Origin of the sequence: Hyalangium minutum, from assembly GCF_000737315.1 — a bacterium.
GTDB classification, from domain to species: Bacteria; Myxococcota; Myxococcia; order Myxococcales; family Myxococcaceae; genus Hyalangium; species Hyalangium minutum.
Map to the genome: position 1 here is coordinate 285166 of NZ_JMCB01000007.1, position 20016 is coordinate 305181.

Consider the following 20016-nt stretch of genomic DNA (forward strand, 5'->3'; position numbering starts at 1 on the left):
CACGAGGAGACAGTCCTTGCTGAATCATGAACTGCTCAAGCAGTCGCGGTGACCTAAAAGGCCACGACCTGCGGCGTCCCGCCTGGGGCATAGGCCGGCGTGTGCCCAAAGGGGCTGCACCGCCTCTATACCGGCCCGGCGCACAGCCCGCGTGACATCTGTCAGCAGCCCTACCCTCCCTCTCTGCACCAGCACTCACCTAAACTAAAAGGCCCTACCTGATGGGGTAGAAGGTGAAGGAGGAAGTGTCGAGTGGGAGTTGCCAAGAGAGATGACGGCTGATGGATGCCAGAGGAGCTGTGGGGCAAGATAGAACCTCTTCTGCCGCCCAGGCCTGCGCATCCGCTGGGGTGCCATAACCCGAGAGTGCCGGACAGGTCCGCCATGGAAGCCATCCTGCTGGTGCTGCGTACGGGGATGCAGTGGCACGCGTTGAAAGCCACCGGCTTGTGCCACCCGTCCTCGGCCCACCGAAGGTTTCGTGAATGGCTGTCGGCCGGAATGTTCTGCGAGTTCTGGCGCTTGGAGTTGGTGGCGTACGACGCGCTGGTGGGCATTGACTGGCAGTGGATGAGCATGGATGGGGCGATGACCAAAGCGCCGCTGAGAGGGAAGAGGACATGCTGCGCGCCGTGAACCAGGAGATCGCCACCACGCTCGCCGCCTTCGAGAAGCGCCCCACCGCCGTCAAGAAGCCCGCCTGAGCGCTCAGGCCGCCGCTGGGCCCTCGGGCCCTATATAAGGAGAGGGACTCGTCTCTCGGAGGGGACCTCTCTCATGGATCTGGAGCTCGCCGGTAAGGTGGTGCTCGTGACGGGTGGCTCGGAAGGACTCGGAGCCGCCGTGTGCAACCGGCTCGTCTGGGAGGGCGCTCGCGTCGCCCTGTGCGCCCGGAACTCGCGCAAGCTGGAGGCCTTCGCCGCCACCCTGCGCGCCCAGGGCGGCGAGGTGCTCGCGATTCCCGCCGATGTGTCCCGCGCCCAGGAAGTGGAGCGCTTCGTTCAGGCGGCCCATGAGCGGTGGGGCCGCATTGACGCGCTCGTGAACAACGCGGGCTCGGCCTCGGCCAAGGCCTTCCTCTCCGTCACTGACCAAGAGTGGGAGGAGGACTTCCAGCTCAAGGTGTTCGCGGCCATCCGCGCCGTGCGGCTCGCGGTGCCGCATCTGCGCTCGGCGGGCGGTGGAGCCATCGTCAATGTGCTCTCCATCAAGGCCAAGGAGCCCGGGAAGAACACCCTGCCTTCCTCCGTGTCCCGCGCCGCGGGCATGTCGATGATGAAGGTGCTCTCCAAGGAACTGGGGCCCGACAACATCCGCGTCAACGCCGTGCTCGTGGGCATGATCGAGAGCGCGCAGTGGACCAAGCGCGCGGAGACCTCCGGCAAGCCGCCCGAGGTGCTCTATGCCGAGCGCAGCAAGGAGGCCGGGGTGCCGCTGGGCCGCATCGGCCGCGCCGAGGAGTTCGCCGATGTGGTGGCGTTCCTCGTGTCGCCGCGTGCCTCCTATGTCACGGGCTCGGCCATCAACGTGGATGGAGGGCTCTGCGCGGCCGTGTAACGGGCCGCGTACTCCTTTAGAGGTACATACAGGCTCGCGCGCGCCCAGTACCAAGTAGGGGGAGCCAAGACACGCGCGATGCAGCACGCGATGCAGCAGAGGAAGCGTCACACGGCGGAGGAGCCGCTCGCCGCGTTGTACCGGCGCTTCGGGCCCACGATTCACCGCCGCGCCCGAGCCCTGCTTCAGGATGAGCAGGAGGCGCTCGACGTCACGCAGGATACCTTCCTGGACTACTTGCGTTGGCAGTCCTCGATGCGCGGAGAGGCTTCGCCCTTCACCGTGCTCTACCAGATCGCCACGAACAAGGCCTTGGACCGGCTGCGCCGCAATGCCCGCTGGTCCGGCGTGCTCGGGCCGCTCGACATCCGCCAGGAAGAGGATGACGCCCGCCCAGGACAGTGGGTCAGCGCGAACGAGGGCGGCATGGCCCGAGTCGAAGCCCTGAGGGACTTGTCCCTGCTCACCGAGAGCGAGAGTCCTCAGGCCATCAGCGCGGCCGTCCTCTACTTCGTCGAGGGCTACACCCTGCAGGAGGTGGGGAAGGTGCTGGACCTCGATCGCAAGGCGGTCTCCGCCCTGCTGCACCAGTTCGCCGAGCGCGCCCGCCAGCGCAGCGTACGGCTCCAGCCGGGAGAACGGTCATGAGTTCTGAAATCCGGTGTGTCCCGGATGCCCTTCTGGAGCGCTACCTCACGGACTCGCTGAGCGCGGCCGACCGGGACCAGCTCGAGGCTCGCTTGATGGAGTCTCCCCGGGACCGGGCCCGGCTCGAGGAGCTGCGCGCGGACTCGGCCGCATTTCTCATTCAGCATCCTCCCGCGCCCCTCGTGGCACGGTTCCGGCGGCAGCGGCGGCGGCGCGGAGGGTCGTGGCACTGGCCCACCCTGCTCACCGAGGTGCTCCTGGTGGGAGCCGCAGTGGGGATGCTGCTCGTGCTGCAAGGGGACTCTTTGCTGCGGCTCCTGCGCGACGAGCCGGACTTCAGCGTGAAGGGCTCGGTAGTCCTGGTGATGTACCGCAAGGAGGGGGACACCGGCATCCCCGTCTCCCAGAACGCACGGTTGGCTCCCAACGATGCCCTGCGCTTCGAGGTGAGGGCCCCCGCGAGCGGGTATGTCGCCGTGCTGAGCCGCGATGGGCGGGGCGCGGCGTTTGTCTACTATCCCTTCGATGGGGTGGACGCAGCCCTCTACGACGCATCCCAGCCGCTGTTGCCGGGGGCCATCGAGCTGGACGACACCCTGGGCCAAGAGGACGTCTACGCGCTGTACTCCGCTGAGCCTTTCGGGCTGGAGTGGGCGGTGGAGGCCCTCCGGCAAGGCCGCCTCCTGAAAGAGGCGGCTGAACGCCATGTCTCGGTGGGACAGGCCACCTTCGTGAAGGAGCCCCGCGTGCCGTAGGAGGCGGGGCTCCCCCCGTCAGCTCCGGGCCCTGCGGCTCGAAGCGGCGAGTGACAGCAGCAGCAGGGCCAGGCCGAACGCTCCCGGGGCTCCTCCAGCGCTCGTGCCGCAACCGCAGCCCTCGGAGTCCTCCGGCGGCGCGGCGGTGGCCGTGGAGATCTGGATGGCGAGGCGTGACTCGCCGCCGTCTCCGTCGATGACCTTCGTGATGATCGTGGCCAGTCCCTGCTGCGAGGGCGTCCAGGTGAAGGTGCCCTCCGGCGACAGCGCGCCTTCGCCACTGACCAGCTCCCAGCGGAGCGGATCGCTCTGGCCCGCAGCGTCCGAGCCCGACAACTGCACGGAGACCGGCTTGCCCGCGGTGGCGGACACCGTCTCCTGCGGCAGCGGCACCGGCGGCGTGTTGTGGATGACGACCGTCCGCGTCGCCACCGTCCGCGTGCCGCTCCCGTCCGTGCCCGTCACCTTCAGCGTGAAGCGCCCGTCATCCGCCCAGGCGTGCGAGGCCGATGCCCCCGTGCTGCTGGGAGTCCCGTCCCCGAAGTCCCATGTGTAGGTGAGCCCCGGCTGATTCGGATCGGAGAGGCTCAGCGCCAGCGTGGAGCCCTCGACGCCCACCACCGCCGGGCCCGTCGCTCCCGCCGTGATGACGGTCTCCGCGGAGCTGCGCACCCGCACCCGGAGCAGGGTGGTGGCCTCCTCCGAGGAGGTGGTGGCCTTGAGTTTCACGTCGTACGTGCCCGGTGCCGCGAAGGCGTGCACGGGCAGCTCCTCCTGCGACGTCTGCCCATCCCCGAAGTCCCACTGGAGCGCAATGTCCGCACCGCGCTCGTCCACGGCGTTGGCGTAGAAGCGCACCTGCTGGCCATCGGCCGGGCGCACCGTGTCCACCGCAGCGCTCACCGTCAGCGAGCGCTTCTCCACCGTCAGTTGGATCTCCGCCGAGGAGATCGCCCGGCCGTCGCTCGCCGAGAACGTGAAGCGCGTGGCCCCCGTGAAGCCCGTGGGTGGCGTGTAGATGATGTCCGGCGGTGTCCCCGTCAGCTTTCCCTGCTCGGGGAAGGACACGATGGCGAAGGTGAGCTCGTCCCCATCCACGTCGCTGCCCGAGAGGTAGATGGGCGTCGGACTGCCCGCCGGGACCGTGAGTGTCTGCGCCTGCGCCACCGGCGAGTCGTTGACGTCCGTCACGTTCACCGTCACGGTGGCCGGGGCCGAGGTCAGCACCCCATCCGAGGCCGTGAACGTGAAGCGGTCCTGGCCCTGGTAGTCCTGCGCGGGCGTATACGTGAGCGCGGGCGGCGTGCCCGTCAGCGTGCCGTGGCTCGGGCCCGACACCAGCGTGAAGCTCACCGGGGAGCCCTCGGGATCCACCGCCGTGAGGGTGATCGCCTTGGCCGTGTCCTCCCGCGTGCTGACCGTCTGCGCCGCGGGCCGGGGCGCGTCATTCACCGGGGTGAGGGTGAACGAGACCGTGGCGGGCGTCGACGTGGCCAGCCCATCCGTGGCCGTGAAGGTGAAGCTGTCCGTGCCGAAGTAGTCCAGCGTCGGCGTATAGGTGAGGTGGGGCGCCGTCCCCGACAGCGTGCCGTGGGCTGGGGGCACGGTGATCGTGAACGTGAGCAAGTCCCCGTCCGGATCCGACCCCATGAGCGTGATGCCGGTCGCAGCGTCCTCCTCGATCGTGAGCGACTGGGAAGAGACCCCGGGGGTGCTGTTCACCGAGGCCACGAAGAGCGAGAGCGTCCCCGGCGCGGAGGTCACCGTGCCGTCGCTCACCGTGAAGGTGAAGTTGTCTGAACCGTGGTAGCTCGTCTCGGGCGTATAGGTGAGGTGGGGCGGCGTGCCCGTCAACGTGCCGTGCGTGGGCTGCGAGGCCAGCGCAAAGGTGAGGGTGTCCCCATCCGCATCGGTGCCCGTGAGGGTGATGGAGAGCGGCGTGTCCTCGGGCGTGGTCAGCAGGCGCGCGGTGGGCACGGGCGTGTCGTTCACCGGCGTCACCGTGAGCGACACGCTGGCCGGGGTGGAGGTGGCCTGGCCGTCGCTCGCCGTGAAGGTGAAGCTGTCCGAGCCGAAGTAGTTCGCTGCCGGCGTATAGGTGAGGTCGGGCGCTGTCCCCGTCAGCGTTCCGTGCGCCGGCGGCGAGACAATGGCGAAGGTGATCGTGTCCCCATCCACATCCGAGCCCGCGAGGGTGATGGGGAGCGGCGCGTCCTCAGCCGTCGTCAGGGAGCCACCCGTCACCACGGGCACATCGTTCACCGACTCCACCGAGAGCGTGATCGTTGCCGCGGCCGAGGTGACCTGGCCGTCGCGCGCCGTGAAGGTGAAGCTGTCGGGCCCAGAGTAGTTGGCTGCGGGCGCATAGGTGAGGTTGGGCGGTGTGCCCGTCAGCGTCCCGTGCGTGGGAGGCGACGCTACCGTGAAGGAGAGGGTGTCCCCGTCCGGATCGGTGCCCGTGAGGGTGATGGGGAGCGGCGTGTCCTCGGGCGTGGTCAGCTCGCGCGCGGTGGCGGTGGGCGGATCATTTACCGGCGTCACATTGATCGTGATCGTCCCCGGCGCCGAGGTGCCCTGGCTGTCGCTCGCCGTGAAGGTGAAGCTGTCCGAACCGGAGTAGTTCATCTCCGGCGTGTAGACGAGGCTGGGCGGCGTGCCCGTCAGCGTGCCGTGGCTGGGGCTCGAGACCAGGGCGAAGGTCACCGGGTCATTCTCCGGATCCGAGGCCACCAAGGTGATCGCCTTGGGCGTCTCCTCCGGCGTGGTGAGGACCTGGGCCGTGGCCGTTGGCACGTCGTTCACCGGGGTGATCGTGAGGGTGATGGTGGCGGGCGCCGAGGTGGCCTGGCCATCGCTCGCCGTGAAGGTGAAGCTGTCTGTCCCGTGGTAGTTCAGCTCCGGCACGTACCGGAGCTTCGGCAGCGTGCCCGTGAGCGCGCCGTGCGAGGGCGCCGTCACCACCGTGTAGGTCAGGTTCACGCTCTCCGCGTCAGTCCCCGTGAGCTCCAGCGCGAGCGGGACGTCCTCCTCCGTGGTGAGGCTCTGCGGCAGCGCCTCGGGCGGTGTGTTGGAGCCTGAGCCCCCCATCCACCGCGCCTTCAGCCGCTGCACGTTGCTGCCCAGGGACGGATCGTTCACCTGGTACACCGCCAGCACGCCCGTTCCCACCGCCGAGGCCATCGCCACCTGGCTCTCGTTGGCCGCGTTCGCCGAGACGATGAACCCATCCCCGTCCATCGCCACGCCCGCCGAGGTGATCCGCCCCGCGTAGATGTCCAGGCCCGTGCCGCTGCGGCCGTCCTGCCACGCGATGAGGAACTCCGTCCCCGTGTAGACGACCGAGGGCTGCTGCTGGTGCCCCGCCGCCGCCGACACCGTGATGGGTGACGAGTCCGCGGGCGAGCCCACGGGCCGGATGCGCCGGGCCGCGAGGTTTGAAGAGGGGAACGTCTGGTAGTCCGACCAGACCAGCAGGTAGTTCGCTCCGTCGAACGCCAGCGCCACGTCCGTCTGGCTCTCGGTGCCGCCCGCGAACTGGATCCCGGGGGGATCCAGAACCCCGCCCCCTCGGCCCACCCGCGCTCCGTACACATCCGAGGTCGAGTTGTTCCGGTAGTCGCTCCAGACCACCAGGTAATTTCCCCCGTCGAAGGCGACTGCGGGCGAAGCCTGATCGTTCGTGTCCGTGCTGATGCCAATGAACGCATTGTCCAGCACGATTCCCGCCGTGTTCACCCGGGTGCCGTAGATGTCTCGGGCCGAGCCGGTGCCCGAGTCATCCCAGACCACCAGGTAGTTCGCGCCATCGAACGCCAGCGCGGGGTGCTCCTGGGCGCCGAAGCGCGGGCAGATGCTCAGCCCGTTGGCGTCCAGCACCGCCCCCGTCTTGCTCACCCGCGCCGCATAAATGTCACTGGAGGCGCTGAGCCGCGTATCCTCCCAGGCGACCAGATAGTTCGTCCCGTCGAAGGCCACCGCCGGGTTGCGCTGGTGGCCGTTCGCGCCCGAGATGGTGAAGCCCGCCGGATCCAGCACCGTGCCGTTGCCGCTCACCCGCACGCCGTAGACATCGAACCCGCTGCCGCGGTTGTCCTGCCAGACCACCAGGTAGTTCGTCCCGTCGAAGGCCACCGCCGGGTTCGTCTCGCTGTTGGCTGAGCGGCTCACCGTGAAGCCGCTCGAGTCGAGCACCGTCAGCGCCGAGCCCGCGCTCACCCGTGCCCCGATGATGTCCGCCGTCCGGCTGTCGCTCCAGGTGAGCAGGGCGTTCGTGCCGTTCGAGGCGATCGCCACCGTGGACTGCGCGCCCGTCGCCGTCGCCACTCCCACCCCCGAGCCATCCAGCACCGCCCCGTTGGCATCCAGCCGGGCGGCGTAGACATCCAGCTCGCCCGAGCGCAGGTCTTGCCAAGCCAGCACGTACTGTGTCCCCAGTCTCGCGAGCGCGGGCAGGGCCTGCGTGGATGCCGCCTGCACCAGCGCGAACCCCGCCGTGTCCAGCGTGCCTCCGGCTGTCGTGACGCGCGCGCCGTAGAGATCGATGCCCGTGGCCGCCTGGTTGCGCGAGTCCTCCCAGGCCACGAGGTACAGCGTCCCGTTGAACGCCACCACCGGGTTGGCCTGCGTCGCGCTGTTCGTGCTCACGGGGAAGCCCGAGCCGTCGAGCGCCGCCCCCGCCGTGGAGATGCGCCCCGCGTAGATGTCATAGCTGCTGCCGGAGCGATCATCCTGCCAGACGGCCAGGTAGTTGAGCCCATCGAACGCCACCGAGGCCGCCAGCTGGTTCCCCACGGCATTGGACACGAAGAACGGGCTCCCCACGGGGCTCCCCGCCGGGCTTACCCGCAGGCCCTGGAGGTTGGTGGGCGAGCTGAAGCCGATCTTCTCGTCCCAGACGACCAGGTAGTTCGTGCCGTCGAAGGCGATGGCCGGGGCGCTCATCAGCAGCGTGAAGGTCGTGGAGGTCGAGAGCGCCAGGCCGCTCGGATCCATCAGCGAGCCCGCCGGGCTCACGCGGGCGCCGTAGATGTCCGAGCCGCTGCCTCGCCGGCCATCGCTCCACACGACGAGGTAGTTCGTCCCGTCGAAGGCCACCGCTGGGGCCTGCTGCGCGTTGAGGGCCACGGCGATGGGGATGCCCAGGGGATCCAGCACGGCCCCGCTCTGGCTCACGCGAGCGCCGTACACGTCCACGTCTCCACCCCGGTCATCCGCCCACACCGCGAGGAAGTCCGTGCCGTTGGAGGCCACCGCGGGCGCCGTCTGAGACCCGCCGCCGGGATCCGTCACCGGCGTGTCCAGGCCGAACTCGGGGGAGATGGTCGGCGCGAGCAGCACGGGGAAGCTCGAGCCCGCGAGCAGCGCTGCCGGGACGCGGAACTCCACCGCCCCCGCCACGGCCCGAGCCGTGAGCTCCGTCCGCTTCCCCGCCGCGTCCGTCCAGGCCGCGTGGCTGTAGCGCACGCCCAGCCCCGAGGCGTCCGCGAAGTGCAGGCCTTGCGAGGTCTCTCCCGCGAAGCGCAGCCCCTTCACGGGAACTCGGAGCAGGAGGTCTCCCTCACCCTCGGGCATGCGGGCCAGGCGCCAGCGCTGCTCGATGCCGTCCTCCCGGTTCTGGAACTGCTCCTCGGCCAGCCCTCGGGACAGGGTGAGCGAGCCATCCTGAGACACGGTGCCGTTGCCCACGGTGCTGTTCAGTGCCACCCCGCCGCGCGAGAGGGCCAGCGGACCGAAGGTGACAGGCGTGCCCGTGAGCCCCAGGGCGCCGTGGCGCGGAGTGAAGGTGAGCCCGCCCGGAGTGACACGCGCGGACCAGGTGCTGTGGCCCGCCGTCCAGCCATGGCCCTCGGGGCGGTAGGCGAAGTGGGCGCGGCGGATGACCGCGCTCAAGTCGAACCGGGCCCCCGGCGTGTCTGGGGACATCCGCGGATGCGTGGCCTGAGGAGCCACGGGAGGGGAGGCGGGCTCCCGGCAGGCGGCGGTGAGAGAGAGAAGGGCGGCGATGAGGACGAGACGGTCCGAGCGAGAGGGACTCAAGGCGATTGGGGGGTAAGGGGCAGGTACGGCAAGGGGGCCGACCATCGCACGCGGGGAGGGGTCCGCGTAAGAGCCCATGGCGAGGCAGCCGGGCAACCCGCAAACATGAAGCGCCATTCAGATGCTAGATTCCGCCCCATGACTTCCTCCTCCCGCCCCAAGGGGCTGCTGACCCGTGGCCTGAAGCTGGTGGGGCGCCTGACCAGCCCGGAGACCCGCTCCGGCCAGCTCTTCGCCAAGGCCGAGGCCCGCCTCACCCAGGTCACCTCGAAGCTCAGCGAGAGCCCCACCTGGCTGCGCGTCAGCGGCGGGTTGATGCGCCGCCGCTTCAACCTGCGCATCCGCCGCCAGTCCCTCCAGGAGAAGGCGCTCCAGGCCCTGCGCCTGCCCGCCACCTCGGACGTGGAGGCCATGCGCGATCAGGTCCGCCGCCTCAACAATCAGGTCGAAGCGCTCGGCTCGCAGCTGGAGCTCGTGGTGGAGCTGCTTGAGAAGCAGGAGCAGCGCTCCACCAAGGCGCCCCGCTCGCGTGAGGAGTCTCCACCGCTCGAGTCCGCGGCCCGCCGCCCCGGCACCTGAGCCCCCCGAGTCCTTCCATGGCTTCCAACACCTTCCAGCGCTTCCGCTCCTTCGTCTCGGGTCAGGCCGAGCTGTCCCGTGCGCTCTCGCAGGCGCTCCAGGACCGGCCCCTCAACCCGTACCCGTACCTGCGCCCCATCATCGAGCGCGCCTCCGGCGTGCGCGAGCCGCCCGTGAGCACCACGCCGCACTCGGTGGTCTTCACGCGCGGCAGCATGCGGCTGCTGCGCTATGCCTCGCCCCACCGCAAGTGGCGCACCCCCATTCTCTTCGCCTACTCGCTGATCAACCGCTGGTACATCCTCGACTTCCTGCCCGGCCGCAGCCTCATCGAGTACCTCACCCGCGAGGGCTTCGACGTCTACGCCATCGACTGGGGCATCGCCGGGCCCGACGAGCAGCACCTCACCTGGAGCGACGTGCTGGCGGATCTGGTGCGCCAGGCCGTGCGGTGGACGCTGCGCGTGAGCGGCAGTGACGAGCTCACCCTGTACGGCTACTGCATGGGCGGCACCCTGGCCCTGGCCTACGCCAGCCTCTACCCCGAGGGCATCCGCAACTTCGTGGCCCAGGCCACGCCGGTGGACTTCAGCAAGGGCGGCATCTACTCACTGTGGACGCAGCCGGCGCACTTCGACGTGGACTCGCTGGTGGATGCGTACGGCAACGTCCCGTCGAGGGTGCTGGAGAGCGGCTTCCTCGCGGCGGCTCCCGTGCAGCGTGTCACACGGTGGCTGGACGTGTGCCGCCACATCGACGAGCCCGAGTACGTCACCACGTTCCTCGCCATGGAGCGCTGGGGCGCGGACGCCGTCCCGTTCCCGGGCGAGGTGTACCGGCAGTACATCAAGGACTGCTACCAGCAGAACCTCTTCTGCCAGGGCCGCATGGAGGTGGGCGGCGAGCGCGTGGACCTGAAGCGCATCCGTGCGTCGCTGCTCAACATCATCGCGGAGCATGACACCATCGCCTTCCCACCCATGAGCGAGCCGCTGCCGGGGTTGGTGGGCTCGCCGGACACGCAGACGATGCGCTTCCCGGTGGGGCACATTGGCCTGTCGGCCTCGAGCAAGAGCCCGACGAAGGTGTGGCCTGTGGTGGCGGAATGGATCGCCTCGCGCTCGCGGCCCCTGGAGTCCTGACGGATGCGGAATCCGATGGCGCCACTGAGTGAAGGGTCGATTCGCCTGAAGGATGGGCGGCGGCTCGCGTTCGCCGAGTCCGGGGATCCGGCGGGAGTTCCGGTCATCTTCCTCCATGGCAACCCGGGCTCGCGCTACATGCGGCACCCGGACGACAGCCTCACGTACCGGATGGGGGTGCGGCTCATCACTCCAGATCGGCCGGGGTATGGGCTGTCGGACTTCCAGCCGAACCGCACACTGCTGGACTGCCCCTCGGACATCGAGCAGCTGGCGAACATGCTGGGCCTGGGGCGCTTCGCGCTCATGGGCGTGTCCGCGGGAGGGCCCTACGCGGCGGCGTGCGCGTGGAAGCTGGGGGACCGCCTCACACGCGTGGCGATTGTCTCCGGTGCGGCGCCGTTCGACCGGCCGGGAGCGATGCGAGAAGTCAACCGGGACTATCGCAATGCGTACACGATGGCGGGGTGGCCTGAGTGGCTGCTGCACCCGCTCATGGCGGCGCACGATCGTTCGGTGCGGCGCAATCCGGATCGGGCGTTGGGGGCGCTGATGGCGCACAGCTCGCCGGATGACCGGGCGGCACTGAGCGATCCGGCGCTGGCGGCGCAGGTGCAGGGCTGGCGCTCCGAGGCCACGCGGCAGGGGGTGCGCGGCATGCGGCGCGAGGCACGGATCCTCGTGTCTCCGTGGGGCTTTCCGCTGGAGGAGATCCGGCCCGAGGTGCACCTCTGGTACTGGGATGGGGACAGCATCGTCCCGCCGCAGATGGGGCTCTATCTGGCCAAGCGGATCCCGAGGACGGTGGCGCACTTCATGCCGAACGGGGGCCACTTCTCGCTCTTCACGAACTGGAAGAAGATCCTCACGTCGCTCGTGAGTGAGGGGTAGCCGGGCAAAGGTGCGTTGATGAACGAGCAACACGATTGGGACAAGGTCAGAGAGTGGGAGAAGCGGCTCGACCAAGACCAGGTGCTCGCTCCAGACGTGACTGACCTGATCCGGCGCGTCGCGAGGGACGTGGCTATTCCCGAGGAGGAAGCACAGCGAGCGGTGGGGACCCCCATCGCTGCCACCATGCTCCTCCGGGAAATGAGCCGCCGGATCCGCGAGGGCTCGCGACGCCTGATGCGTGCCATTTCAGAAGCAAACCGCCGCAAGGAAGCGGGTGATGCCGCTGGAGCACGGAAGATTCTTGAGGAAGTCCTCGCTGCCGAAATCGTGCCTCTGTACCGGCAGCATGTGGAGGCAGAGCTGAGCTACCTGGAGTAGTTTGGGTCTCCAAGGCCCGATCTCGAAGCGAGAGATGCCCCTCTTCAAGCTGAGAGCCGGGGCTACTTCTTGCCCCAGAGGTAGTGCAGTTCCAACTCGAGCGCTTCGAAGGGCTCGGCGCGCACGCGGGTCATGCCGGCATGGGTGACGAGCAGCGTGTAATGCCCCTCTTGGAGGCGAAACACTTCGAGACTCTGGCGCTCAGGGTCCACCAGCCAGACGTATTGAACGCCCTCTCGGGCATACACGGGCATCTTGAGCGCCCGGTCCAGTGAGGCCGTCGAAGCGGAGAGCACCTCGCACACCCAGTCCGGCGCAAGTGTGCACGCCGCCGTGCGGGGAGGTTCGGGCATGCGGTGTTCGCGCCAGCCCGCGAGGTCGGGCACCAGCACCTCCTCACCCAGATGCAGCTCTGGCTCATCTAGGAGGATCCACCCGCCCGGGCCACCGCGTCCCCGATCGAACGGGCCGAGTAGCTCGCCCCCAAGTCGCGTGGCTACGACGGTGTGAGGCAAAGCGGGCCGAGGGCTGACATGCAGTTCCCCTGCGATGATCTCGCCCACCACATGCTCGGGCAGCGCCTCGATGTCTGCATAGGTGGCTGGTTTGCGTTCCATTGCTTCCCCATATTCCTCGACGCCCATCCCAGTTTCCATGCAGGCGGGGATAGCACCCCCGTCTGACTCGTCACGTCGTCTGGCTCGAAGCTACCCTCTCAGGTTGTTCCCGGAGCCGCGCGAGTGCAAGGCGGCCAGAATCGCGCCTACTTCTGCCCCGTGGTGTTCGGGCGTGAAGACGTGAACACGGGCCAGTAACACCGTCTCCTCCACTCGTAGGTGCTGTCGACGCAGGGGGAAGCTTCATTGCCCACGAGAATCCAGCAGCCACCATTGATCTCCACCTGAGGTCGCTTGCACGGAGGCTGGCGCTGGTTGGGGAGAGGATCCTTGGGGACCTCTGCGCCGATGCCATCGTGAGTGGTATTGGGCTCTGAGGCTGGCATCGGCTGCTGCAGTGCCGCCTCTCCCACAGCCGCAGTGTCGCTCTCCTGTGCTGCAGCCTGGGCCTCTCGTGCTTGAGCTCTGGCGGCTGCGAGGAGGGACTGCTCACGGAGTGCATGGCCGAGTCCCATTCCTCCGATGATCAGCGCTACGGCTGCGGCTGTGGCTGCGAGCTCCTTGCGCCATGACCTGTGCTTACGGACAGGGACGGGCGGTTGTTTCTCTTCACGCTGCTCAGAGGCACTCTGTGCGGCGGCCGCCTGCGCGGCCTCGCGCGCTTCCGTGTCCGCCGGCAGCGCCAGCCCCGTGGCAAGCTCCGCCGCACTTCCTCGGGCTGCGGGCTCCGCGGAGAGCATCTGTCGGATCCACCGCGCCAGCTCTGGGTGGAGCGGAACCAGCTTCTCGGCGGGAACCAGCTCGGGGAAGTGGGCGACCCCGTCCTCATGCTCGAGGGTGGCTTCCGCATCCTCGTCAATGACCGGGTAACTCTCGGTGGCAAGGAAGTGGGCCGTGACGCCGAGCGCATAGACGTCATCGGCCGGGACGGACGGGTACCGAACCGTGGGCTCGCGGAGAAAGCGCCACTGGTGCAAGAGGGCTTGAGGGCTCTGGTAGTAGCGAGTGCTGGGCGGCTCGGGCTCGCGGGTGAGGACAGGGGCTCCGCGATACGTGCACGAGCCGAAGTCCACCAGCCACAGGTGCCCATCCGAGGGGCGCACGAGGATATTGGCGCCCTTCACATCGCGGTGAATCCCACCGGCCGCATGGACCGCCTGGAGCGCGCTGGCGGCCTGAGCGAGCACTCGCATCTGCTGATCCGCCGTCCGAGGTTGGAGCTGTGCCCAGGAATACAGGGGCAGACCCTCCGCGAAGTCCATGACGAGGAACGGGAAGAGCGCGCCACCGGGACCGCTCCACTGACCCGAGTCGTGCAGGCGAGGAATGTTCGGGTGCTTCAGCCGCGAGAGCAGCTCCACCTCCAGCGCGAAGCGAGGGTCTCTGGGGTGGAGCGCTAACTTGAGGGCGAAGAGGCCCGCTTCAGGCGAGTCCGCCCGTTGCGCGCGGAAGACGATGCCCGAGGAGCCCTGCGAGATCCGGCCCATCAGGCGCCAGGCGCCGATGAGAGAACCCGGGGAGAGGGAGGTGGGATAGACGGGACGGGGAGTCTTCAAGCAGATGGCTCCATGATTGAAGTAAAACCCAACAGGTAGGCTCATTCAATACGACTTTGCAGGTGGTACCTACTCCCGCAGCAGAGGTATGTTCGAGTAGGAACGGGAACAGGTCTCCGCTGTGGGACAGGGGACGGCAGTCTCGTGTGCCAGGCGAGGACTCGTGTTTCTGAGGGTTTAGCCGTACCGGGCCCGAGCGCTGGTGCCAACTGGTTGGCAGTGACGAATGGTGGGGGTGCTGTCTGGTGCCAACTGGTTGGCAGTGACGAACGGCGGAGCCCGGTACTCTGTTGGATGGGTGGAACCTGCGATCGGCTGCTTCTCACGGGGTGAGAAGTCTTCATCCGGTCGCATCTTGCGGGTGTGGAGAGGGCCAGCGGGGACGGTGGCGCCCACCTACCCAGCGCGTTACCACCACGCCAGAGGAACGGGTGCCACCCCGTGGCTTCTCCTCTTCCTCGGAGCCGCCCTCTAACGTTCCGTGCTCCTGGCCAGAAGGAGCCATCCATGATGCGCAGGCGGACCCTGAGGTGGGCAGGCGCCCTATTCCTCGCGTTCCTGGTGGGCTGCAGCAGTGTCCCCAGGGTTCTTCGCGTGGAGCAGAAAGGCGGAGGCCAAGCCGTCGTCCACATTCCTCGTGAGGCGCCGCTGCAACTTGTGGTGGTGGACAAGGACGAGTTCCAGCGGGCGTTGCGGCGGCTGGCACGCGAGGCCCGCCTGTCCGGCTCCCCGCGCCAGACGGTGGAGCGGATGTTCGAGATGGATCCGCAGTTCGGCAACTACCTCTACCTCTTGAGGGACAAGCGGTTGGTGCTGGAGGGCAGCGGCGAGCTGCCGGAAGGAGCGCTGACGAAAGAGGACTTGGAACTGGCCGAGCGCTACCGGCTTTGGTGCCAGGACGTCTACGGCTTCTACGGAGATTGCCTCGGGGGCGCACTCGTAGGCGGGCGCTACCTGGACATGCACGGCCGCTACATCTGGGCACTGGCGATGAGCAAGAGCCCGGTGCTGGACGAGATGAAGAAGGCGCTGGGGGAGATGGTGGAGGTGCGCGCCCTCATCCACACCGCCCTGTGGACGCTGGGCTCCATGCTGCTCATCCTCGCGCTCAACCCCGTGGCGCCGGCGCTGGTGGCGGTGGTGGGCTTGGGGCTGGTGTTGTACGTGGGGCTCGACACACTCCAGAACCTCGTGAGCGGCTGGCTGGAGTTGATGGACGTGGCGAAGGTGGCCACCCGCGCTGAGCAACTGCGCGAGGCGGGCGAGCGCTTCGGGAAGATTCTGGGGCGAGAGGCCGCTCGCGCGTTCGCCCTGCTGCTGATGGCAGCGATAGGTTCCACGGCGCAGCAGTTCGCGGCGAAGGTGCCGACGCTGCCCGGCTCAGCCCAGGTGGCCATGCAGGCCGAGGGTATGGCGGGAATCCCGCTGCCCGCGCTGGGAGCGGTGGAAGAGCTGGCGCTGTCATCCGAGGGCGTCAGCGTCACGGTGGCCGCCACGGCGATGACCATGGGGGCCAGCGGCAGGGGGAGCACGGGCCCCTGCATCGAGACTCACCACATCGCCACCATCTGCAATGATACCTCCACGGCGCGTGGGGGCCCCTGGACACCGAGGTTCCAAGAAATCTTTGCCAAGGCGGGAATGTCCATGGATGACCCGGCGAACAAGATGCCGCTGCAGGGGCACTATGGGCCGCATCCCCAGCGGTATCACGAGATTGTCTACGAGGAACTGCGGAGGGCGACGTTGACTTGCCGTAGCATCAGGGATTGCCAGGCGAAGTTGAGAGAGGCCCTCAAGGAATTGGCAAAGGAACTTGCCACGCCGGGAACAGAGCTGAACCAGCTCGTCACCCAGCGGCCAACACCCTAAAGGGAGTCCATGCCCCAGCGTTTTTTCAAGCTCGCCGACGACGTGTATGTCCCGCGCCGCTGGCACTTGGCCATGCCGACGGACCGTCAGGGCCACAAAGTCAACGATGCGCAATTCACGATGGGGGCGCCTGCATCCATCCAGGAACGTTTGAGAATCCCTGTCGAGATCGCGGGCACCCCGCTGGACTTCACGGAAGCGGGGATTGGCATTCCCGTGGTTCATGTCCGGGTGGCCACTCTCTTCGCGGAGCTGGCCCCAGACGATGTGCAACTTCTCGCTGTGGATGTTGAGGGCCATCCAGACCAGTACCTCATCCTCGTGGCCACACGCCGCATTCGCTGTATCGACGAGAAGGCGTCCCGCATCCGGCTCTGGACCCATGAAAATGGGATTCCGGACATGGTCGGCCAGTACGCCTCCGTGCGGGACCTGCGCATCGACAAAGCGAAGGTGGGAAGCGCCAAGGTGTTCCGCCCCGAAGGATGGGAGGTCGTCCTCATCATCTCCGAGGAGCTCAAGAACGGTTTGGAGCGCATGGGCGCCACCGGCACGAGATTCGAGGAGGTCTAGTCAGAGCCCCAGCGAGTTGGCGCCGTGCGTCATTTGAAACCGCTTCTGATTAGGTCGGATATTCTGGCAAAACCGGAAAATCCAAGCAGGCCTAAGAGAGGCACGCCATGAAGGCAGCGACGAGCATCCGCCGTGAGCGCAGCGCGAGAGTCCGAGGAGTCTTACTGGCCGTAGCCCTGCTGACGGCCACGGCCGCGAGCGCCCAGACGTTCACCAACCCCATCCTGCCCGAGACGTCCGCGGATCCGTCAATCGTCCGCTACAACGGCTTCTACTACCACGCGGCCAGTGCCGGGGATGCCGGCATCGTGGTCCGCAAGTCCTCCACGCTGACGGGGCTCGCGAGCGCAACGGCCGTGCGGGTGTGGACCGCGCCCACCACGGGCGCCTACAGCCGCGAGGTTTGGGCCCCGGAGCTCCAACTGATCAACGGGCGGTGGTACATCTACTTCGCGGCCTCGGACGGCAACAACGCCAACCACCGCATGTACGTGCTCGAGTCCGCCACGCTCGACGCCCAGGGCGCGTACACCTTCCGGGGCCAGCTCCGGCCCACCACGGACCGGTGGGCCATCGACGGCGCGGCCATTCAGAAGGATGACGGCTCGCTCTACTTCGTCTGGTCCGGCTGGCCCGGCACCACCGACGGACAGCAGAACCTCTACATCGCTCCCATGAGCAACCCGTACACGATCAGCGGCGAGCGCGTCCTGATCGCTCAGCCCGCATTCATGTGGGAAGGCCGGGCCATGACGCTCAACGAGGGCCCTCAGCCCATCCGCCTCGCGGGCAAGTACGCGATCATCTTCTCCGCCAGCGGCAGCTGGACCCGGGAGTACACCCTCGGCCTGCTCACCAACACGGATGGCAACCTGCTCAACCCCAAGTCATGGGTGAAGACCGGGCCCGTGTTCCGCCAGAACGGTGATGTGTACGGCGTGGGCCACCCCACCTTCACCCAGTCGCCGGATGGCTCGGAGAATTGGATCGCCTACCACGCCAAGCGCCTGAGCACCGATGGCTGGGGCGACCGCAGCGTCCGCGCTCAGAAGTTCTACATCGACAGCGCTGGCAACCTGAACCTCGGTGTCGCTCGCTCCGTGTCCATCGCTCAGCCCAAGCCCGCAGGTGAGAGCGGCGCCCCCGCCTCCGCCAACCTCCTCGACAGCAACGGCTGGGGCGGCTCCTTCGAGGGCGCCGGCCGCTCCGGCTCCTGGACCCTCCCCAACTCCACGTCCGCCACCAGCACCTCGCTCGGCGCGGGCTGGATGCAGCTGTTCCGCGGCAACCCCAACTTCGAGACCGTCGCGGCCTCGGCGGATGTCCGGTGGATCGCCACGGGCACCACCTCCACCTTCCCCAAGTTCGGCATCTACGGCACCTACAAGAATGCCAGCAACTACGTGGCGCTCTTCCTGGACAAGAAGTACGGCGTGCTCGCCACCCACGCGGTGATTGGCGGTGTGGACAAGGGCTGGCAGAACTCGGCGCTCCCCACGGGCTTCTCGTGGACTGCGGCCCACAACCTCCGCATCGAGCGCAGCTGGAGCGGCCAGTACCTGTTCTTCCTCGATGGCGTGCTCCAGCAGACGCGGGCGCTCGACAACGTGCTCGGCATGATGGGGCTCGTCACCGAGGACACCCAGGCAGAGTTCACCAACGTCACCTTGGATCCGCTCCAGGGCTGGGGCGACCCGGCCGTGGACGGGCTCGAGAACGGCATGTTCGAGATCCGCAGTGCCCGTGACGTCGTGGCCTGGCAGTTCGGCGCGGGCTGGAAGAGCCTCTGGCGCAAGAGCGCGCCCACCACCGCCAGCTACACCGTGGAGTCCGCCGCCCGGCTGATCTCCCAGGGCACCACGCCCTATCCCAAGTACGGCCTCTACGGCTGCTACCAGAACGGCGGTAACTCCATGACCGCGTGGCTGGATCCGAAGACCGCGGTGCTCGCCACCCACGCCGTGGCCGGTGGAGTGGATCTCGGCTGGCAGAACACCTCGCTCGCGGGGCTCAGCTTCACCACCGCCCACACGCTCAAGGTGGTTCGCAGCGGCACCACCTTCACGGTGTTCGTGGACGGCGTCCAGAAGCAGTCGCGCTCGGTGGGGCTGTCCGGTTGTCAGACCGGTGTCGTCGCCGAGGACGCCCAGGCCGAGTTCACGAACTTCCGCGTCTACTGAGCCGCCCCCGCGCTGGCCGCTCGGGCCGCGGTCTTCCGCGGCGCGAAGAAGAGCAGGGAGCCCTTCTGCTTCATCATCCCAGCGGCCAGCTCCGCCTCGGGGCCTCGGCCCCAGAAGACGTCCACCCGCCCGGCGCCCTTGATGGCGCCGCCAGTGTCCTGGTTCATCACGAACCGGGTCAGCGGCTTCCACCCCACCGTGCCGTCCGGACGCGGCTCCGGGCGCTCGGTGGAGAGGAACGCCAGCGCTCCCTTGGGGAACATCCGCGCGTCCGTGGCAATGGAGCGCCCCGGCGTCACGGGTCTCCCCAGTGAGCCCACCGCCGCGGTGTTCAGGAAGCGGAAGAAGACATAGGACTCATTGTAGTCGAGCACCCGGTCACACTGAGGTGGGTTCTCCGCCAGCCACGCGCGCAGGGCCTGCATGGACATGGCCTCTTTCGCGATGGCGCCCTCCTGGATGAGCAGCGAGCCAATGCTCCGGTACGGCCGCCCGTTGGAGCTGGCATAGCCGATGCGCCGCTCGCTCCCGTCCGGCAGCCGCAGCGTGCCGCTGCCCTGCACCTCCACGAAGAACAGCGCCACCGGGTCCTTCGCCCACGCCAGCTCCAGCCCCTGGCTGTTCAGCTTCCCCTGCCGGATCTCCGAGCGCGTCCAGTAGGGCAGCAGCTTCCGTCCCTCAAGCCGTCCGAAGACGCGCTCCGCCTTGAAGCGCTCCGCGAACTGCTCGAGCGGCACCTCGATCAGATCCTTCGGCGCTCCGTGGATGGGCGTGGCGTACTCGGCGGTGCGGGTGAGGCTCGCCTCGATGATGGGCTCGTAGTAGCCCGTGAAGAGCACCTGGCCGTCCTCGCCGCCGGTGGACTCCAGCGGCTCGAACTCCTCGAGCACCCGCGTGGTGAGCTCCTCGTGGGACATCCCCTCCGTGATGCGTGAGTGCAGCCGCTCCAGCGCGTCCCGCAGCTCCGAGGCCAACACCACGCGGGGACCGAACACGAAGCGCTCGTCCGCCGCCCGCGTTCTCAGCCACACGAGGCTCTCCGCGATGGCGGTCCGCAGCGCCGCGGGCTCTCCATCGTCGTGCAGCTCCAGCGGCCGGGTGGGCTCGCGCAGGGCCTCCTCCGCCCGTGTCGCGACGGGAGGCTTGGTGGCACGGGGGCAGCCGGTCACGAGGACACAGGCCGCCAGCAGCAGAAGTCGAAGGTGCCGCATGTACATGTTCAGGGGTCA

At 68.1% G+C, this 20016-nt stretch carries 14 protein-coding genes and 1 pseudogene; 11 read left to right on the forward strand and 4 right to left on the reverse strand.

What is annotated here, in order from left to right; all coding sequences use genetic code 11:
• Window positions 1-285: 285 nt before the first annotated feature.
• From DB31_RS20875 to DB31_RS20890, 4 genes and pseudogenes are all read left to right on the forward strand, one after another.
• Window positions 286-621 (forward strand): annotated as a pseudogene (locus tag DB31_RS20875) (transposase); the annotation flags it as partial.
• 156 nt (window positions 622-777) lie between these two features.
• Window positions 778-1557, forward strand: coding sequence for an SDR family oxidoreductase (locus DB31_RS20880; protein WP_044190645.1), 780 nt, complete (start codon window positions 778-780; stop codon window positions 1555-1557).
• Window positions 1558-1647: 90 nt separating this feature from the next.
• Complete coding sequence (locus DB31_RS45005; protein ID WP_169787082.1) at window positions 1648-2205, forward strand: RNA polymerase sigma factor; 558 nt, start codon at window positions 1648-1650, stop codon at window positions 2203-2205.
• Window positions 2202-2960, forward strand: a complete 759-nt coding sequence (locus tag DB31_RS20890) for an anti-sigma factor (RefSeq protein ID WP_044190648.1) — start codon at window positions 2202-2204, stop codon at window positions 2958-2960. Before DB31_RS45005 ends, DB31_RS20890 begins: the two co-directional genes overlap by 4 nt.
• An 18-nt stretch (window positions 2961-2978) precedes the next feature.
• Here DB31_RS20890 and DB31_RS20895 read toward each other — a convergent pair whose 3' ends face one another.
• Complete coding sequence (locus tag DB31_RS20895) at window positions 2979-8909, reverse strand: Ig-like domain-containing protein (RefSeq protein ID WP_044190650.1); 5931 nt, start codon at window positions 8907-8909, stop codon at window positions 2979-2981.
• Window positions 8910-9134: 225 nt separating this feature from the next.
• Between DB31_RS20895 and DB31_RS20900 the strand changes: the two genes are divergently transcribed.
• The 4 genes from DB31_RS20900 to DB31_RS20915 are packed head-to-tail and all read left to right on the forward strand — an operon-like array spanning window position 9135 to window position 11989.
• Entirely contained in the window at window positions 9135-9575 is a 441-nt protein-coding gene (locus DB31_RS20900) for a hypothetical protein (protein WP_044190653.1), read from the forward strand.
• 17 nt (window positions 9576-9592) lie between these two features.
• Window positions 9593-10717 carry an alpha/beta fold hydrolase gene (locus tag DB31_RS20905; protein ID WP_044190654.1) on the forward strand — a complete coding sequence of 375 codons (1125 nt, stop codon included), beginning with the start codon at window positions 9593-9595 and terminating at the stop codon, window positions 10715-10717.
• Between the two features lie 3 nt (window positions 10718-10720).
• Complete coding sequence (locus DB31_RS20910; RefSeq protein ID WP_044190658.1) at window positions 10721-11608, forward strand: alpha/beta fold hydrolase; 888 nt, start codon at window positions 10721-10723, stop codon at window positions 11606-11608.
• Window positions 11609-11626: 18 nt separating this feature from the next.
• Window positions 11627-11989, forward strand: a complete 363-nt coding sequence (locus DB31_RS20915) for a DUSAM domain-containing protein (RefSeq protein ID WP_044190661.1) — start codon at window positions 11627-11629, stop codon at window positions 11987-11989.
• 62 nt (window positions 11990-12051) lie between these two features.
• On the opposite strand, the gene DB31_RS20920 is transcribed toward DB31_RS20915, so the two are convergent.
• The gene (locus tag DB31_RS20920) at window positions 12052-12606 is read right to left on the reverse strand and encodes a Uma2 family endonuclease (RefSeq protein ID WP_083968557.1); all 555 of its coding nucleotides are present in this window, start codon (window positions 12604-12606) and stop codon (window positions 12052-12054) included.
• Between the two features lie 146 nt (window positions 12607-12752).
• A complete protein-coding gene (locus DB31_RS20925) occupies window positions 12753-14162 on the reverse strand; it encodes a serine/threonine protein kinase (protein WP_052420138.1) in 1410 nt (469 codons plus the stop codon).
• A gap of 507 nt (window positions 14163-14669) precedes the next feature.
• Between DB31_RS20925 and DB31_RS20930 the strand changes: the two genes are divergently transcribed.
• The 3 genes from DB31_RS20930 (at window position 14670) to DB31_RS45010 (ending at window position 18787) form a co-directional block, all read left to right on the forward strand.
• Entirely contained in the window at window positions 14670-16034 is a 1365-nt protein-coding gene (locus tag DB31_RS20930) for an AHH domain-containing protein (RefSeq protein ID WP_240486791.1), read from the forward strand.
• Window positions 16035-16043: 9 nt separating this feature from the next.
• Entirely contained in the window at window positions 16044-16607 is a 564-nt protein-coding gene (locus DB31_RS20935; protein WP_044190667.1) for an imm11 family protein, read from the forward strand.
• Between the two features lie 107 nt (window positions 16608-16714).
• Entirely contained in the window at window positions 16715-18787 is a 2073-nt protein-coding gene (locus DB31_RS45010) for a glycoside hydrolase family 43 protein (protein ID WP_052420139.1), read from the forward strand.
• Here the strand turns inward: DB31_RS45010 and mltA are convergent.
• Complete coding sequence (gene mltA, locus DB31_RS20945; protein ID WP_044190670.1) at window positions 18781-20004, reverse strand: murein transglycosylase A; 1224 nt, start codon at window positions 20002-20004, stop codon at window positions 18781-18783. The genes DB31_RS45010 and mltA overlap by 7 nt on opposite strands.
• Window positions 20005-20016 lie beyond the last annotated feature (12 nt).

What these genes read in the sequence shown, in the direction of transcription:
- DB31_RS20900 (WP_044190653.1), top strand. Translation starts at nt 9,135, where the DNA reads ATGACTTCCTCCTCCCGCCCCAAGGGGCTGCTGACCCGTGGCCTGAAG.
- DB31_RS20910 (WP_044190658.1), top strand. Translation starts at nt 10,721, where the DNA reads ATGCGGAATCCGATGGCGCCACTGAGTGAAGGGTCGATTCGCCTGAAG.
- DB31_RS45010 (WP_052420139.1), top strand. Translation starts at nt 16,715, where the DNA reads ATGAAGGCAGCGACGAGCATCCGCCGTGAGCGCAGCGCGAGAGTCCGA.
- DB31_RS45005 (WP_169787082.1), top strand. Translation starts at nt 1,648, where the DNA reads ATGCAGCAGAGGAAGCGTCACACGGCGGAGGAGCCGCTCGCCGCGTTG.
- DB31_RS20905 (WP_044190654.1), top strand. Translation starts at nt 9,593, where the DNA reads ATGGCTTCCAACACCTTCCAGCGCTTCCGCTCCTTCGTCTCGGGTCAG.
- mltA (WP_044190670.1), bottom strand. Translation starts at nt 20,004, where the DNA reads ATGTACATGCGGCACCTTCGACTTCTGCTGCTGGCGGCCTGTGTCCTC.
- DB31_RS20935 (WP_044190667.1), top strand. Translation starts at nt 16,044, where the DNA reads ATGCCCCAGCGTTTTTTCAAGCTCGCCGACGACGTGTATGTCCCGCGC.
- DB31_RS20920 (WP_083968557.1), bottom strand. Translation starts at nt 12,606, where the DNA reads ATGGAACGCAAACCAGCCACCTATGCAGACATCGAGGCGCTGCCCGAG.
- DB31_RS20915 (WP_044190661.1), top strand. Translation starts at nt 11,627, where the DNA reads ATGAACGAGCAACACGATTGGGACAAGGTCAGAGAGTGGGAGAAGCGG.
- DB31_RS20890 (WP_044190648.1), top strand. Translation starts at nt 2,202, where the DNA reads ATGAGTTCTGAAATCCGGTGTGTCCCGGATGCCCTTCTGGAGCGCTAC.
- DB31_RS20930 (WP_240486791.1), top strand. Translation starts at nt 14,670, where the DNA reads ATGATGCGCAGGCGGACCCTGAGGTGGGCAGGCGCCCTATTCCTCGCG.
- DB31_RS20880 (WP_044190645.1), top strand. Translation starts at nt 778, where the DNA reads ATGGATCTGGAGCTCGCCGGTAAGGTGGTGCTCGTGACGGGTGGCTCG.